The organism is Thermoanaerobacter sp. A7A, from assembly GCF_000445185.1.
Classification (GTDB): domain Bacteria; phylum Bacillota; class Thermoanaerobacteria; order Thermoanaerobacterales; family Thermoanaerobacteraceae; genus Thermoanaerobacter.
The window spans coordinates 35278-51244 of record NZ_AVAF01000010.1 but is presented as its reverse complement, the minus strand read 5'-3'; the positions used below and the strand labels follow the sequence as shown (position 1 = coordinate 51244).

18 protein-coding genes, 2 tRNA genes, 1 other RNA gene and 1 riboswitch are annotated in these 15967 nt (G+C 33.9%); all 21 genes read right to left on the bottom strand.

Features of this window, described 5'->3' with window-relative positions; translation table 11 throughout:
• Positions 1 to 281 precede the first annotated feature (281 nt).
• The 21 genes from M663_RS0100945 to M663_RS0100845 all read right to left on the bottom strand — a co-directional run bounded on the left by M663_RS0100945 (position 282) and on the right by M663_RS0100845 (position 15960).
• Positions 282 to 545 (bottom strand): DUF1657 domain-containing protein, encoded by a 264-nt coding sequence (locus M663_RS0100945; protein ID WP_003867368.1) that lies wholly within the window; start codon positions 543 to 545, stop codon positions 282 to 284.
• 81 nt (positions 546 to 626) lie between these two features.
• Positions 627 to 899, bottom strand: a complete 273-nt coding sequence (locus M663_RS0100935) for a pro-sigmaK processing inhibitor BofA family protein (RefSeq protein WP_029687606.1) — start codon at positions 897 to 899, stop codon at positions 627 to 629.
• Between the two features lie 55 nt (positions 900 to 954).
• Positions 955 to 1227, bottom strand: a complete 273-nt coding sequence (locus M663_RS0100930; protein WP_029687605.1) for a DUF2508 family protein — start codon at positions 1225 to 1227, stop codon at positions 955 to 957.
• A 49-nt stretch (positions 1228 to 1276) separates the two neighbouring features.
• A complete protein-coding gene (locus M663_RS0100925; protein WP_029687604.1) occupies positions 1277 to 2449 on the bottom strand; it encodes an HD-GYP domain-containing protein in 1173 nt (390 codons plus the stop codon).
• 54 nt (positions 2450 to 2503) lie between these two features.
• On the bottom strand, positions 2504 to 2887 hold the full coding sequence (gene crcB, locus M663_RS0100920; RefSeq protein ID WP_029687603.1) for a fluoride efflux transporter CrcB: 384 nt from the start codon (positions 2885 to 2887) through the stop codon (positions 2504 to 2506).
• Positions 2829 to 3287, bottom strand: a complete 459-nt coding sequence (gene crcB, locus M663_RS0100915; protein ID WP_273702567.1) for a fluoride efflux transporter CrcB — start codon at positions 3285 to 3287, stop codon at positions 2829 to 2831. The genes crcB (M663_RS0100920) and crcB (M663_RS0100915) overlap by 59 nt, the downstream gene beginning before the upstream one ends.
• Before the next feature lie 60 nt (positions 3288 to 3347).
• Positions 3348 to 3407: riboswitch (Fluoride riboswitch) on the bottom strand.
• A 59-nt stretch (positions 3408 to 3466) separates the two neighbouring features.
• Positions 3467 to 4066, bottom strand: a complete 600-nt coding sequence (gene recR, locus M663_RS0100910) for a recombination mediator RecR (protein WP_029687601.1) — start codon at positions 4064 to 4066, stop codon at positions 3467 to 3469.
• Positions 4067 to 4075: 9 nt separating this feature from the next.
• Entirely contained in the window at positions 4076 to 4411 is a 336-nt protein-coding gene (locus M663_RS0100905) for a YbaB/EbfC family nucleoid-associated protein (RefSeq protein ID WP_029687600.1), read from the bottom strand.
• Between the two features lie 70 nt (positions 4412 to 4481).
• Positions 4482 to 6038 carry a DNA polymerase III subunit gamma/tau gene (gene dnaX, locus M663_RS0100900; protein WP_029687599.1) on the bottom strand — a complete coding sequence of 519 codons (1557 nt, stop codon included), beginning with the start codon at positions 6036 to 6038 and terminating at the stop codon, positions 4482 to 4484.
• Positions 6039 to 6096: 58 nt separating this feature from the next.
• Complete coding sequence (locus tag M663_RS0100895) at positions 6097 to 7992, bottom strand: HD domain-containing phosphohydrolase (protein ID WP_029687598.1); 1896 nt, start codon at positions 7990 to 7992, stop codon at positions 6097 to 6099.
• A 293-nt stretch (positions 7993 to 8285) separates the two neighbouring features.
• Positions 8286 to 8552: signal recognition particle sRNA large type (ffs, locus tag M663_RS15000), an RNA gene on the bottom strand.
• Positions 8553 to 8571: 19 nt separating this feature from the next.
• Positions 8572 to 8665 (bottom strand) — tRNA-Ser (locus M663_RS0100890).
• Between the two features lie 55 nt (positions 8666 to 8720).
• A tRNA-Ser gene (locus M663_RS0100885) sits at positions 8721 to 8811 on the bottom strand.
• Between the two features lie 4 nt (positions 8812 to 8815).
• Positions 8816 to 9262, bottom strand: coding sequence for a tRNA adenosine(34) deaminase TadA (gene tadA, locus M663_RS0100880; RefSeq protein ID WP_004399459.1), 447 nt, complete (start codon positions 9260 to 9262; stop codon positions 8816 to 8818).
• A 121-nt stretch (positions 9263 to 9383) separates the two neighbouring features.
• Positions 9384 to 10406, bottom strand: coding sequence for a DUF1646 domain-containing protein (locus tag M663_RS0100875; RefSeq protein ID WP_004399460.1), 1023 nt, complete (start codon positions 10404 to 10406; stop codon positions 9384 to 9386).
• A gap of 56 nt (positions 10407 to 10462) precedes the next feature.
• Positions 10463 to 10951 carry a 4Fe-4S binding protein gene (locus M663_RS0100870; RefSeq protein ID WP_004399462.1) on the bottom strand — a complete coding sequence of 163 codons (489 nt, stop codon included), beginning with the start codon at positions 10949 to 10951 and terminating at the stop codon, positions 10463 to 10465.
• 15 nt (positions 10952 to 10966) lie between these two features.
• Positions 10967 to 12112, bottom strand: a complete 1146-nt coding sequence (locus tag M663_RS0100865; protein WP_273702566.1) for an NADH-quinone oxidoreductase subunit D — start codon at positions 12110 to 12112, stop codon at positions 10967 to 10969.
• A 6-nt stretch (positions 12113 to 12118) separates the two neighbouring features.
• Positions 12119 to 12595, bottom strand: a complete 477-nt coding sequence (locus M663_RS0100860) for an NADH-quinone oxidoreductase subunit C (protein ID WP_003869955.1) — start codon at positions 12593 to 12595, stop codon at positions 12119 to 12121.
• Positions 12585 to 13181: an NADH-quinone oxidoreductase subunit B gene (locus M663_RS0100855; protein ID WP_003869956.1), complete on the bottom strand. Its 597-nt coding sequence runs from the start codon at positions 13179 to 13181 to the stop codon at positions 12585 to 12587. Before M663_RS0100855 ends, M663_RS0100860 begins: the two co-directional genes overlap by 11 nt.
• A gap of 23 nt (positions 13182 to 13204) precedes the next feature.
• The gene (locus M663_RS0100850) at positions 13205 to 14089 is read right to left on the bottom strand and encodes a complex I subunit 1 family protein (protein WP_029687596.1); all 885 of its coding nucleotides are present in this window, start codon (positions 14087 to 14089) and stop codon (positions 13205 to 13207) included.
• A complete protein-coding gene (locus M663_RS0100845) occupies positions 14086 to 15960 on the bottom strand; it encodes a proton-conducting transporter membrane subunit (RefSeq protein ID WP_029687595.1) in 1875 nt (624 codons plus the stop codon). The genes M663_RS0100850 and M663_RS0100845 overlap by 4 nt, the downstream gene beginning before the upstream one ends.
• Between the last annotated feature and the right edge of the window lie 7 nt (positions 15961 to 15967).

The following is a 15967-nucleotide window of genomic DNA, read 5'->3' as shown; positions in this document are numbered from 1 at the left end:
TATTAGCAAATTCTATTCCCTTTGTCAATACCCTCTTTTGTCCATTTATCCTAAAAGTTTTATTAATAAAATTTGACTTTGCGTGTATATACTATATCACAAATACATGTTCATGACAAGCCTTAAAAATATTTATTAAACTTAAATAACGACTATTTAGTGTATCTATCTTATTATTACATGTTAATCCTCATTTTTATGAGATTAAATTCGTGTAAATATTAGCAGGAAGTTTTAATTTATTAGGAATAAATTGATTGGAGGCACAAGGCCTCCACAAACTACTTTTTATTAGTAAGAACATTTTGTTGATTCTGCTGAGTTGCTTGTTGAGTAGCTTGAGACTGTTGATTGAGTTTGTTGTGGGTATTTATATAATTTAACCTATTAGTGAGCATAGTAACATGTCTCTGCATATCTTGTTGCATCTGTTGGAACATTTGTTTTGCAGCAGGGTCGTCTGTAGAGCTTGCAAACTGCGCATAAGTTCCAAGGGCAGCTTGCGCTGCTGCAATAGCCTTTTCCATATCGCTCTTGACAGTCATAAAAATCCTCCTTTTATTTGTTTTACATAAATTATTATTTCAAAAAGGAGGATTTTTAAACTATTTATTTTTGTTGCAACTTCAAACAATATACTGAAGAATTATCAAAAGAATAATCCCAGGGATGCCTAAAAAACCCGCAACAAGAGCAGTAACAGGATTTATAGCTATATATAAGCCGATGGATTTTCCTAACAAATTGATAATAAACAAAATCAATCCACCAATAATTCCATTTATTATAATTCTTAACAAAAATTTTCTTGGTACAACTAATAACCAACCTAAAAAGTAGAGGAGAAATAAGCCTATTAGATAAGCGATAATTATATTGTATTCAATGCTTATGTTCATATAAAAACCCCCTAAGAGTTTATACTGTTATATTTATACTTAGGGGAAGGACAAATTATGATAAAAGAGAGTTAAAATTATCAGAATTTATTCCCTCTTCTTTTGCTTTTTTCAATAAATATATGTACTTTCTCTTTAAACTCTCTAACCGATATATGGCATAATCTACTAAATCAGGGTCTGTGACACTTTGAAAATATATTTCTGCATCTTTCAATTCTTTTATCGTTTGTCTCACTTCATTTACTAATTGATAGTTCTCACTATTGTAGTCATATATATTTTTTGTTACCGCTATTTCTTTTAAATAATCAAAAAGCATTCCCATAATATACCTCCTCAACCGTATTATTTCCTAAAATACGGTTGAGTATACATCAAAGTACCACTTCTTTTAAAATTTCTAAAGATTCTTCGCTTACTTTATTATCTTTCACCGATTTTGCAATAATGTCTATCGCTTGCTTCGGTTCAAGTCCCTTTCTATAAGGCCTGTCTTCTGTCAATGCTTGATACATGTCACAAACCGCCACATGTCTATCAATCTCTCCAATTTCATCACCTTTTAATCCCTCAGGATACCCGCTTCCATCTAATTTCTCGTGATGATTTGCTGCCCATTCTGCTATATCATCTATTCCTCCTATTTCTTTGAGTATTTCTTTAGTATAATAGGTATGAGATTTTATAACCATAAACTCCTCTTCAGTAAGCTTGTCCGGTTTGTCAAGAATAGAATTAGGTATAGCTAGCTTTCCAAGGTCATGTAGCAATCCCGCAATTTTTATTTTCCTGGTCACTTCTTCATCATAGCCTATCACTTTGGCCATATTATATGCCAAGTTTGAAATACCTCTTGAATGGTTATATGTAAATCGGCTTCTATTATCGATAATCTGCGCGAAAGTTTCTGCTATATCCTCTAATTCATTAATTCCTATTGAAACCATGTCCTTAGGTTCAATCCTTTTTAATATAGTTTTTATATCAAAAAATTTATAATCAAGCCAAAATTTTTCTTGTCTTGTAAGATCAAGTAATGCATTTGCAATCACAGGATTAAACGTCTTGCCAGCACCACTTTTTATATATTCTTTGATATTATTCCGAATACTATACTCGCTTTCTTTCCCAGCCAATGAGGTGTACCGTATATCAAATTGATCAGATATAAAAACAATTTGAGCTCCTAAAGGAATAGAATCGCCGTTTAGCTTAAAATGTCCGCTTCCATCGTAATTTTCATGATGATATCTTATAATATCCGAAAAATTTTCTCCAAAGGGCAACTTCTTTACAATCTCACTTCCTCTTTCACTGTGTTTCCACCATTCATCTGTGTCAAAGTCTTCGTATATATCCCCTTTCCCTATATCATGTAAAAAAGCAGAATAGTATACTTTTTTTGATTCTTCTTCGTTTAAATTTAACATCTCAGAAATCCTTAAAGAAATATAAGCCACCCTTCTTGCATGTCCCATGTTTTTATACTCTTGGACGTCAAGGGCCAAAGATAAAGCGGACAGCAAATTATTATAATTTAAGTTCACATTTTATTCCTCCTAATTGATATTTATTTTCTACTGATATATATTATACACCAATCAAATCAATTTTCCCATATAATTTCCGAGATAATATCCCAATACTCCTCCTATTAGTCCAAATATAATTGTTAAGGACATATATATAAATGCATGAAAATATTTTTTATTCTTGATTAAGTCTACTGTCTCATGGGAAAAAGTTGAGTATGTTGTAAAAGCACCTAGAAATCCCGTTGTCAGAAAAAGTTTAACATCATAGCTTAAATTTACATTTATTTTAGGACTTGATAAAAAGTTTAATAAAAACGCACCTAATACATTTATAATAAAAGTTTCAATAGGAATAACTATCTCTCGGTTTTCCTTTATATGCCGCGATATTTCATATCTCAATATTGTTCCAAAAATTCCTCCAATTCCCACATACAGTATACTTGTTATCTTCCTTCTTCCGCTCCTTTAGTAAGTCAAAAGTTTTGTCAGCAAATTCAAATCCTAAATAAGACATCAAAAGGCCACCAAATATTGATAAAATTATATAACTTAGAGCAATATAATCTTTCCCTGCTTTTAATAAATTTATTGTTTCCATACTAAAAGTAGAAAATGTTGTAAAAGCCCCAATAAATCCTGTTGTTATCGCTAACCTCAAATTAGTATTTACCTCGTACTCATCCATAGTAAAATTAGCGATAAAACTTAACAAAAACGAACCTAAAATATTTATCATAAAAGTTTCAAAGGGAAATATAGTGTGATACATTTTTGTAAAGTAAATTGTTATTAAATATCTTAGTACTGCTCCAAAAAATCCTCCAATTCCTATATAGATGTACTCCATGAAAATCCCCTTTCTGTTTACATTTTTAGGCAATAAAAAACCCCTATTAGGCCTTCTATCATCCTAATAGGAGCCATTAGCGTTTCCGCATTTATGGCGAGCTCCATCGCCTTATGGTATTCATCACAAATTTATTATAAATTTATTATAATAAACTACAAATGAAAATGCAATACCTTTTACAATTCTCTTCTACCTTCAAGAGCCCTTGAAAGAGTTACAACATCGGTGTATTCCAGGTCACCGCCTACCGGCACCCCATGAGCAATCCTTGTGACTTTTATTCCTAACGGCTTTAATAGCTTAGCAATGTACATTGCCGTCGCTTCTCCTTCTATGTCAGGATTTGTAGCAAGTATGACTTCTTTTATATTTCCATTTTTAACCCTGTCTAAAAGTTCTTTAATTTTTATATCTTCAGGACCAACGCCTTCTATCGGAGAAATAACACCATGGAGTACATGATACACTCCTTTATATTCTCGTATTTTCTCCATTGCGACAACATCCATAGGATGAGAAACAACACATATAAGAGAATGATCTCTTTCTTTATTACTGCATATATTACAAACCTCTGTATCAGTTATGTTATAACAAATTCTACAATACTTTATCTTTTCTTTTGCATCAATAATCGCTTGAGATAAGCTTTTTACCTCTTCTAAAGGCATGTTTATTATGAAAAAACCAAGCCTTTGTGCTGTTTTAGGACCTATACCGGGCAACTTTGACAGTTCTTCTATAAGCTTTGCTAAAGATGCAGAATAATAATTCATTTTTTCACCTCAAAACAGTCCAGGAATGTTTAGTCCTCCAGTTATCTTTGCCATTTCAGAAGCAATCATTTCTTCTGCATTTCTCAAAGCTTGATTAACCGCAGCCAATACAAGGTCTTCCAGCATTTCTACATCCTCTTTATCCACCACATCAGGGCTTATTTCAATACTGACAAGCTCTTTTCTGCCATTAGCCACTACTTTTACCATCCCACCACCGGCAGTAGCTTCTACAGTTTTTTGCACTAATTCCTCTTGCACTCTTTTCATTTCTTCCTGCATCTGTTGGGCTTGTTTAATCATGTTATTTATATTAAACCCGCCCGGAAATCCTCCTTTTGCCATAACAGTATAACCTCCTAAATTTTTATTCTAAAAATATTTATATGCTTTTTTGAATTATTTGTGAAAATTATTATATTATCTCTATATCTTCGCCAAAAAGCTCTTTAACTTGCTGCACAAGTAATTCTTCTTCATTTTTCCTTAACTCAAACTTCAAAGGGATTGCTTTCCCAACTAGTTTTTTTAATATTTCTTCAATAAAACTCTTGTTTTCCGCTTTGCTTAATTCTTCCTTTAATAAAGCATACTCTTCAGGATATTCTACCACAATTATTCCTTTTTTTAAATAAGGAGTCCCTTTTTCTATAAAGGCATACAAAGCTATTCTTTCTTTTTTTATCATTTCTTTTACTTCAGCCCACACCTTTTCTAGATCTATATCCTCTTGCTGTACTATTTGCGATATCACGTTTTCTTCTTTTTCTTCTTCTGGCAAATTTATTTTTTTATTTTTCTCTCCTTTTTCTTCCTTCAAAAAAAATTGTCCTTTTTCTAATTTGTCTTCTATTTGTTCTACTCTTGTTAACAAACTCATCATATCGTAAGAAATTTCCGGCTTTATCAACCTCAAAATAGTTACTTCTAAGAGGGTTAACGGAGATATAGCATATCTAACTTCTTTTTGTAGATTTGTAAATTTTTCTAAAGCGTTAGTCAAAAAAGCTGTACCAAATTTTTGCACTCTTTCTTTTATAGTTTCTACATCGCTATACAAAATTTCTTTTAACTCTTCTCCTCCTGTTTTGTAAAGCACCATATCTCTTAAAATATAAGTTAAGGACTTTAAAAAATTTCCCACGTCTATTCCATAAGACAAAATTTTATCTAATTGTTTCAATGAAGCTGCTACATCTCTAGCATTCATGTGATCTAAAAGTGAAAATAACATTTCATCATTAGCTACACCTAACATTTCGCATACATCTTCATAGGTTATAAGGCCTTCTTTGTAAGAACCACATTGTTCTAGTAGACTTATTGCATCTCTCATAGAACCATTGCCATAGAGAGCAATAGTTTTAAGGCCCTTCTCTTCGATTTTTATTCCACTGTCATTGCAAATTCTATCGAGATTTTGAGCGATTAACCGGGTAGGTATTCTTTTGAAGTCAAACCTTTGACAGCGGGATAAAATTGTATCAGGCAATTTATCCGGTTCAGTAGTAGCAAGAATAAAAATCACATGAGGAGGAGGTTCTTCCAACGTTTTTAAAAGAGCATTAAAAGCCCCCGTAGAAAGCATATGCACTTCATCAATTATATATACTTTGTACTTAGCTTGAGAAGGAGCGTAAATTACAGACTCTCTCAATTCTCTTACATCATTTACACTGTTATTAGATGCAGCATCAATCTCTAAAACATCCATCGTAGTATTGTTATTTATAGCTTGACAAATCTCACAAGAATTACAAGGCTCTCCATCTGTATTATTTAAACAATTAACTGCTTTTGCAAAAATCTTAGCTATACTGGTTTTCCCTGTTCCTCTTGTGCCTGTAAAGAGATAAGCATGTCCTATCTTATTAAGCTTTATTTGATTTTTTAAAGTTTTTACAATATGCTCTTGCCCCACCACCTCTTTAAAGCTTTTGGGCCTGTACTTTCTATATAAAGACTGATACATACTTTAACACCTCGTTATATTCAATTGTAACAAAAAAAAAGAGATATTTCTATATCTTTTAAGAAGCATTTGAAAAAACTTGATTTTTTATCTCTTCTAGTCTGTGTTTTTCATTCATGTAAAGAGAAATAAAGGTATCTACCACTTCAGGATGGAATTGTGTTCCTTTATATTTTAAAAACTCATTTATAGCTTCTTCAACATTCATTCCTTTTCTGTAAGACCTATCTGAAGTCATGGCATCAAATGCATCTGCCACACCGAGAATTGCTGCCTCTATAGGAATTTCTTCCCCTTTTAACCCATAAGGATAACCTTTCCCATCATATCGCTCATGATGCTTTGAAACAGCCTCTAATATCTCTTCTGGCAGATCAATAGGCATTAAAATTCTTCTTGATATTTCTGGATGACTTTTAATTACCTTATATTCTTCATCTGTAAGTTTTCCCATCTTCAAAAGAATCGCATCTGAAATACCTATCTTTCCTATATCATGTAATATCCCAGCAATTCTAAGTTGTTCTACTTTTTCTCTTGAAAGTCCCATATATTCTCCTATCAAAGCCGCATATTGAGATACTCTCATAGAATGTCCTTTCGTATATAAATCCTTTGCTTCCATTGCATAAGCTAAAGCTTCTATAGTCTTTATAAATAACTTCTTGATTTCGTCATAAAGCTTGGAATTTTCAATTGCAACAGAGACTGCACTCGCAATCGACCTCAACAAACTCATGTTTTTTACTGTCTTGGTAGAAGTCCATACAGTCAATATTCCAATCGTTTCATTCCTGGAGACTAAAGGCACAATAACGACAGAAAAGACTTCTTTAGCAACAAAAATAGAGGTTAAATTATTATCATGTGGGAACTCCTCAACACCTTTTATTTTTATTTCTTTCAAATTCACTAAATCATTAATATCTTGTTGTGGTAATATTATTTCACTTGAGATAGGATAATCTTTAAGCTCCCCGCCTTTTGTAAGTAAAATAAATTTTTGTGACTTTTTATCATGCTCTCTTATGGTACAGAGAGGTGAATTGAGTATATTTGCTACTTTTTCCACAATATTATTTAACACTTCCTTCATGTCACTTCCCGATGTTAAAAGTCTTCCTACATCGCTTATGGCCAATATTTCATTGTTTTTTTCAACTATTTGCTGTTTAACATGATAGATCTCTGTAATATCCCTGGAAATACCTTGTATGCCTACCACATCTCCCTCAACTTTAAGCCTTTTTACATGAGTTTCTGTTATGACCAGCAAACCTTCTTTACTTTTAAAATTAATCTCCGAAAAATTGATTTTTCCTGCCATCATGTCTTTTAATGTCTCTTTACTTTCTTCATCCACAATTTCCAAGAGACTTTTCCCTATTAACTCCGGAGGTGTATAATTCAAATATCTTACAACTCTTGAATTGACAAATTCAATAATAAAATTTTTGTCTGTCACCCACAAAATATCTAGAATATTATCAACTAACAATCTATATTTTCTTTCAGAAATTTCTAGCTCATGAGCTAAAACTTCTAATTGCTCATATGAAGCTTCCAACTCTGCATTAAATTCTTGTAATTCTTCGTTTTGGCGCATTAAATTCTCAGTTTGTTCTTTTAGTTTCATGTAACTTTGTGATAACTCCATTGCCATAGAATTGAAATTTTTTGATAGTTCTATAAATTCTTTTGAATCGGTAACATTTATGCGAAAACTAAAATCCCCTTGAGCTATTCTTTTTACACCTTCATTTAATTTCTCAAGGGGCTGAGATAGCTTTTTAGACAAAATAACAGATAGCCCCGTTAAAATTAATAAAATTATGCCACCGATAAAAATTTTATTTTCAAATCCTGATAAAAAATGCGCAACAGACAATGTGTACACAGTTATCGATAAACCAAATAAAACAAAGAATAGCTTTTTATTATAATCACTTAACATAAAATCCCCCAACTTTCTTCTTTTGTAGAAAACGACTTCTCTATGTTATTTCGGATAAACCTATAAAAACTTAAATGGAAACTTTTAAGAAGGGTTATGTAAAAACATATGGGTTCTAGAATAAACGTTGGAGTAGGCAAAAATCACCCATAAAAAAATAGCGCACTTATTCTGAATGCCTCCCACAAAAATAGACTCAGAATAAGTGCATCCCAATCATCACAAAATTTCTAAAAGCTGAAGATATGATTTTTGAGAACATAATAGGCAAAGGACAAATAAAAAATAAAAGGCCGTACACCCAGCTTCGACCTGCCACCATAAGCGTTACATAAGCAGTTAGCTCCACTCAAGCGCCCCTGCGGCACACGGAAGTGTTTGCTTACCGCTGCTTCCTTCCGGACCTGACGGGGTTCGCAAATTTCCGTTGCGCAGGACTCAAGTATCAACGCCACTTACTTATGCCAGACCTTACAATGGTCAGGCCTCAGCCTGGGAATTCGACCCTGCTATAGCGGGTTGCAGGTTATAGGGCACCGCTACCTCCCCATCTAGTACGGCCAAGAATTACCTTTTTCATGGCGGAGAGAGAGGGATTCGAACCCTCGGTACCCCTTTTAAAGGGTACACACGATTTCCAGTCGTGCACCTTCGTCCACTCGGTCATCTCTCCACGTTTTACTGGACTTCAACCCATGTAATTACTCCACCTTTTTATTCAATTTTCATGGCGGAGAGAGTGAGATTCGAACTCACGAGGCGAAAAATTCGCCCACTCGCTTTCGAGGCGAGCGCTTTCGACCACTCAGCCATCTCTCCGCACTTATCCCCTTAAATTTTCAAAGAAATCTTTTAAAAGAGTTTTGCATTCCTCTTCCATTATTCCAAAATACACTTCTGTTTTACTTCCTAAATAGCTGTTATTTAAAATATCAACTACTGTACCTGCAGCACCTGTTCTTTCACTTTCCGCTCCTATATATACCCTCTTTATGCGGGATTCTAAAATAGCTCCAGCGCACATAGGGCAAGGCTCTAAAGTCACATACATGCTACAGTCATCAAGTCTCCAACTGCCAAGAGTTTTACAAGCTTCTTTTATCGCTAATATTTCCGCATGAGCTGTTGCATCATTTGATGATTCTTTTTGATTGAATCCTTTCCCAATTATTTGTCCATCTTTTACAATAACAGCTCCAACAGGTACTTCTCCAAGTTGGTAACTTTTCTTCGCCTCTAAAATAGCAGCTTCCATGAATCTATTAATCATACAATCCACCGTAAATATGCATGCCCACAAAATAAACCTGTGGCTTTTTATTTGTACTCTGCATAAAGGTATTTTATCAGAGAATTATTTAAGTGTCAAGTATACTCCTACTTGAATTTATTTAGATCACAAACAATACAATATAATACACTATCAAAAGTATTGCACCTAGAGGAACAGCAGTTCGTGCCCATTCTGTACTTTTTATTTTTAATTTTCCCGCTGAAATGATGTTTGGAATATTACCTGGAATTAACATCCCTCCACTAATAAGCATTCCCATTAAAATAGCTCTTATCTGTTCCGGCGTCATTGATGGAGAAATTTCTGCTGCTGCTAGCGTAGCATTATCAACAATTGCGGAAATTGTATTTACCCAGTATAAAAGCTCACTTTTCATTTTAACAATATATAAATCAATTATAGGCTTAAAACCTGTTCCAAGTAGCTCTAATGCAAAAATAAAGACGAATACTTTAAAAGCTCTAATGAATACTTCTTTTATATTCTCATCTGCCTCAACATCTTCTGTAGGCTCACCTATCCCACTTTCTCTTTTTGCAAAAAATGTTCCTATTAATCCAAGAGCTAAAATTGCAATTATTATATCAATACCTATTAATCGTGCAAGATAAAAGAAGTCCGCATGTAACTTGGATACAACAATAGTAGCCAGTGGCTCTCCTACAGGCGTTAAAACAGCACCAAGGCCTATGGAGAAACAAGCAATGACAATCAAATTTACTTTGTTTTTTCTAGTAAGAGGCAAGTAGTTTACGACTTCAACCAAAACCAAAGAGGCAATTATTGCTGTAATAATGCTTGACATGAGCCCAAGTACCACGATTATAATGAATGCGAAAAGCCTCAAAGATATTTTATCTGCAACTTTTTCAACACCTATTTTCAATTTTTCTTTTAACAATGTAAAAATTAACCCTGCAATCAAAACTGCCAAAGTAATATAGTAAATGAGTGGATTTTTGAAAATATGGAAAAACAATTCTGCACTAAATTGTTTTGACACAATTACAGATATAATTCCCATTGTAAATAAAAAATATTCCAAATTGTGTTCTACTTGCTTTACCACAAATGGCAATAACAGAATAAGTACTAAAATTACAACTAATGCTGTTACCATATATTATACCTCCTACTTTTGCATATGTTTATCAATATAATCACAATGAATAATTTTTATCCTAATATTTTCTTGGCTTTCCCAGTATTATACCCTATATCATCTCCCAAAGATTCATCCGGCATAAGCTTAAATTTTTGCTTTATATGCTCTACCTCTTCCTTTGCACTCATCGATTTTACTGTCTTTACTTTGTATATATAATGTCTTGACATCTTTAATGAGTTAGTTGGACAAACATCTACGCAAAATCCACAAAAACTACACCTTCCATAATCAACAACTGGTTTTTTAATAGCTCTGCCTTGCTCATTTTCGCCAATAACTTTCATTTCTATAGCATCGAAAGGACATATTCTCTGGCACATTCCACATCCAATACATTTGTTTAAATCATTGGTATGAAGCCCTCTATAAATAGGCGATACGCCATCTTTTGGAAACACTTTCAAAATTTCTTTGGGATATTTTACTGTTATAGGTTTTTTAAATAAATTTTTAAGATTAGTAAGCGGGGAATATACACTCTTATCTCCCAGTGACATATCGTTACTTCCCTCCTATTTATCTATATCAGGCGGACAAATTGCAAGTGATGCCATCCACGCAGCTACATCATCTATTTTCATTTTGGGAAGATGTTTTTGCGCAAGCAGTAATCCTGCAGGAAGAGAAGGACCTCTAACCGCAACTCTGTATGGCTTCATTCCGCCGTCTGACACTACATAATATCCAAACTCTCCCTTTGACGATTCAACTTTTGCATATGCTTCTCCTTTTGGCACTTTAAGTGCCGAAAGATTTCCAAGATTTAGTCTAATCTCTCCTTCTGGCATGGTCTTAAGTGCCCGCCTTATAAGATTAATCGTTTCTTCAAACTCCAATCTTATTTGAATAGCCCTAGTTAATGCATCTCCACCTTCTTGTGTTATTACTCTAACGTCAAGGTAGGGGTAAGCTGCATATGGATCATCAACTCTTACATCATAGGGGTTACCTGATGCTCTAAGATTCGGGCCAGTAAGCCCATATTTTACTGCATCTTCTTTAGAGACATAACCTAATCCTTTTAATCTTTTGTGGATTATAGGATTTTCAAACAGTAATTTATCATATTCAATTAGCCTTTTTTCTAAATGGTCCAATACTTTATATAGTCTTTCTACAAAACCATCAGCCAAATCATTTCTAACGCCTCCTGGTATGCTAAACATGTGGTATACTCTTGCTCCTGTTAACCATTCGAATAAATCAAGTATTAAGTCCCTATCGGCGGTCATAATGTTCATAGCCGTATATAGACCTACAGCTGCAGCAAGGGCACCCATTCCCATTAAGAAAGAAGACAGCCTGCTCATTTCAAGAGTGATTGTTCTTAAAAATTTTGCTCTATCTGGGATGTCAACCCTTAGTATCTTTTCAATGGCTGTACAATAGGCTACTTCATTGGGGTCTGGATCAGCAACACATATTCTAGGAACAAGTGCTATATTTTGAACCCACAGCTTCTGTTCCATTAATTTTTCAAATCCTCTATGCAAATGTCCTGCATTGGGTCTAACTTTAACTATTTCTGTCCCTATCATTTCAAGTACATAGCCAAAATTACCATGCATTCCTGGATGATTAGGACCAAAAAAAAGCTCGTATACAGTTAAATTGTCTTTTTCAGCTATTTTGCTCAACATATATGATGGTGAATCCATCATATATCACCTCCTTATCTCGGCACCAAACAATCTTACAGAAAACTCTTTTGTATCAAAATCTTTTCTAAGCGGCGGTATATCTACCCAATTTTCCAAGAACAAAGGAGATAAATCTTTGTTTCCCTCAAAAATTATCCCAAAAAACTCGTGTATTTCTTGCTCATAAAACTGCGCTTGTTCCCAAAGATTTACTATCGTTGGTATAACAGGATTATTTCTGCTTATTCTTACTTTGTTTAAAACATGAATTTTATGAGTGTAAGACCAAACATGATAAACAAGTTCAAATTCACCTTCATCTATAAAATCAACTGCATTTATAAATGATAGATGATCAAAACCTATTGACCTTAAAAATACCAAATGGTTTAAGAGGTTATCTTTTTTAATATTTACACTTATTTGATTTGGATAAAGGTCTAAAACCTCTACTCCTTTTTGATTTAAAAGTTCTATTATGCTTTCTTTATCAAGTTTCATAATTCCCCTCCTTTTCTTGATAAATTGACTCTGTTTCGCTGCTTCCTAATATTGGGGCTGTTTTCCTTAAAACTCTATCCTGGTTCTTTTTATAGTATTCATAGTTTTCTTTGTATTTTTTGTACGCTCCTCCCTCGCCAGACTGTATCATTTCCATTAGCGTTTGCAATGCATCTATAACTGCTTCTGGCCTAGGCATACAGCCCGATACAGTAATATCAACAGGAATATATTCCGCAAGATTTGTTATGGTGTTATAAGAATCCCAGTAAATTCCTCCATTTACTGTACACGAACCAAATGCTAAAACCCATTTGGGTTCTGGCATTTGTTCATAAATCTTTATAATCCTCTTTAATGTCTTCAACGAAACATATCCTGTTACTAAAAGGACATCTGCCTGTCTTGGCGTCGCCATTGGCACTATGCCAAATCTTTCAATATCCCACCTGGATGTCATTGAAGGCGGCAGTTCCACTGCTCCGCAACCTGTACAGTAATGAAGCATCCATATAGATCTTTTTCTAAAAAAATCTATCAAATTATCAATATAGCTTCTTTTATCATTAGCCTTTAAATCTTCCATTCAAATTGCCCCCTTCTATTATCTTACAATAATATTATCGCAAGCTGGACAACTGCAATGCTCATGGGAACAGTCCAGAGAAATTTAACTGCCTGCTCTATTCTAAATCTCGGGAATACGGCCTCAATAAGTATAGTAATTAAATATATTTCAAATTGTTTTAATACAAAAGTAAATACATTTGAAGCACCGCCCATAAATAAATTTACCATTATCCCTGTTTCAACAAAAATTGAAACTGCATGTGTCAAAAATGCAAGTCCCAGGTACTTACCACCAAGCTCCACCATAGGTCCTGAAGCTATCTCAGCAGGTGCTACCATTGCATCAAATGGTTTTTCTCCCATTATCGCTTGTAATGCAATTTCAGCTGCTAAAAATCCAAGCGGAAATTTAACCATATTCCAATTCAATATTCCACCTGCCTGACTTTGCGCAATAAGCTCAAGAGAAGAAGTCCCATTAAAAATTATTAATCCTAACATTACTGTAAAAAACGGAATTTCATATCCCAGCATCATTGTAAGTGCACGAGATACGCCAATTGTTGCATTGGGATTTCCACTGGCTGCAGCTGCCATCGCCATTCCAAGATGTCCAATGGCCATGAGGTAAATTATTAGAATTAGATTAGAACTAGTCTTTATAGCCATATGTCCAGCTACTGGAACAAATAGCATAGTTGACAGTAGTCCCGCAAGCGACATTATCATTCCAAGGTCCATCACAAAATTGTGTGTTATGGACTTTCTGGCAAAGAGTTTTCCTACATCTAAAAATGCCTGATAAAATGGTGGACCTAATCTCAGCTGAATTCTTGCAATAATCTTCCTCCCTATACCCATAAATAAGAGTCCAATAAATATTGCAAACAAGCTATAACCAAAAACTCTTATAGCTGCTATCATAAAATCCAACCCCCTAGTATAAATAAGAGAACACCAATGCTAAAAAGCAACACTGCTCCTTCTCCTCTTTTATATAGCCCTTGAATGGTTGGGCTTATATATTCAAAATTTTTACCTATACTTGAAAAAAATCTATCTATTGAAATTCTTTCAAAAAGCGGGTCAAACATCTCCTTAAATGGTTGGTAAAATGAATAAGAATAGTTAAACTTGTCTGCATCAACTCCCCATTCTATTGGGTTCTCTCCTGCTGTGTAATTATCATGCTGTGGTATAGTTTCGGATTTGTTTCCAAACAAATACATCAAAGCTGCAACTACAATACCCATAGCAAACATGTAAAATACTATTTTTAAATCTATCGTCGCATTTTTAAAAGACGAACTAAGAGTAGTCCAAGTAGCGATATCAACTTTATACCCTAATGCATCCAGTGCAATAGTTAATGGTTTCATCACAACCCCTGGTACCACACCAATTAGAAGCATCAAGCCCATCATTATAATCATGGGTATTGACATTGTATATGGTACCTCTTTTACATCCTTATATCTTTCGGGAAGTTGTCCTAAAAATATAGAAACAAGTGCCCTAAATAAATACATAAACGCTCCGGTTGATGCAAATACCATGGATATTACAAGAACAACCATCTTCTTCTCCATAAGCGCTTGTATTATCATCCACTTTGAGCCAAAGCCATTAAGCGGTGGTATTCCTGCTGCTGCTATTATTCCAAAAAGAAATGTCAAAAAAGTAATAGGCATTTTATATACAAGTCCACCTAATTTGTGCATCTCACTCTCACCCGTCCTATACACTACAGCAGCAAGAGATAAAAATATCGCAGCTTTTAAAACAATATGATTAACAACATGGAAAAGCGAACCTTCAAAACCTACTATACTCATAGATGCGAAACCTAAAAGTATATATCCCATGTTTGCCACAGAGGAATACGCAAATAATTTTTTCATATCAGTCTGAAACATAGCAAGTAAAGTCCCTACAACAGCACTAAGCGCTCCAAGATAACCAATAAAATATTGCATCCAATTACCTGCATTAAATATCTTAGGAAGTTGTAAATTTCCAATTACAGGAACTATGAATATTGCCATAGGATAAATGCCATATTTTATCATTACTGAAGACATAAACGCAATGTAATCTTCAGGACCTACAGCATATACTTTTGAAGGCCACATGTAAAATGGAAATATTGCCGATTTTATGAAGAATGCCATAATAAACAAAAGTAATATTGTTGTAAAAACACCTTCTGCCAAATTAAACAGCTGGATCAATCTATAAGCAGAAGTAATAATAATAAAAGTTTTAGTATATGCACCAAGCAGTAATATTGCAATTAACATGGAAGACCCACCAAGAAGAGAAAGAGCCAAGTAATATTTTGCACCATCTAATGCTTTAGTATTTCCATTGGTTATTGCGAAAAAAGATGTCCATCCCATAAGTTCCCACATCATAAAAAATGTTATCCAATCTGCTGCATAGAATATTCCAAGATTAGCAAATATAATTAGCATCCATATAGGAGCTACATTTCCTTTAGAGTTTGTATTAAATCCTATAGAAAATATAGCAATTACTAAGGTAACAACAGCCGAGAAAAAGGCAAAATACCATCCTAAAGGATTATTTGAAAGTCCTAAACTTAGTTTTGCACCAAATATTTGGTAATCAGTGTTTAATATATAAGTTAAATCCCACTTTCCATACAATGAGTAAAGTTTATATAATATATAGCCATTAGAAATCAGAAAAAGAAACCATACGAGCCGCTTGTTTTTTATAAAAATATCCGATATAAATGCTGTTATAAGAGGAACCAGTAAAATTTCTACCATATTCTCA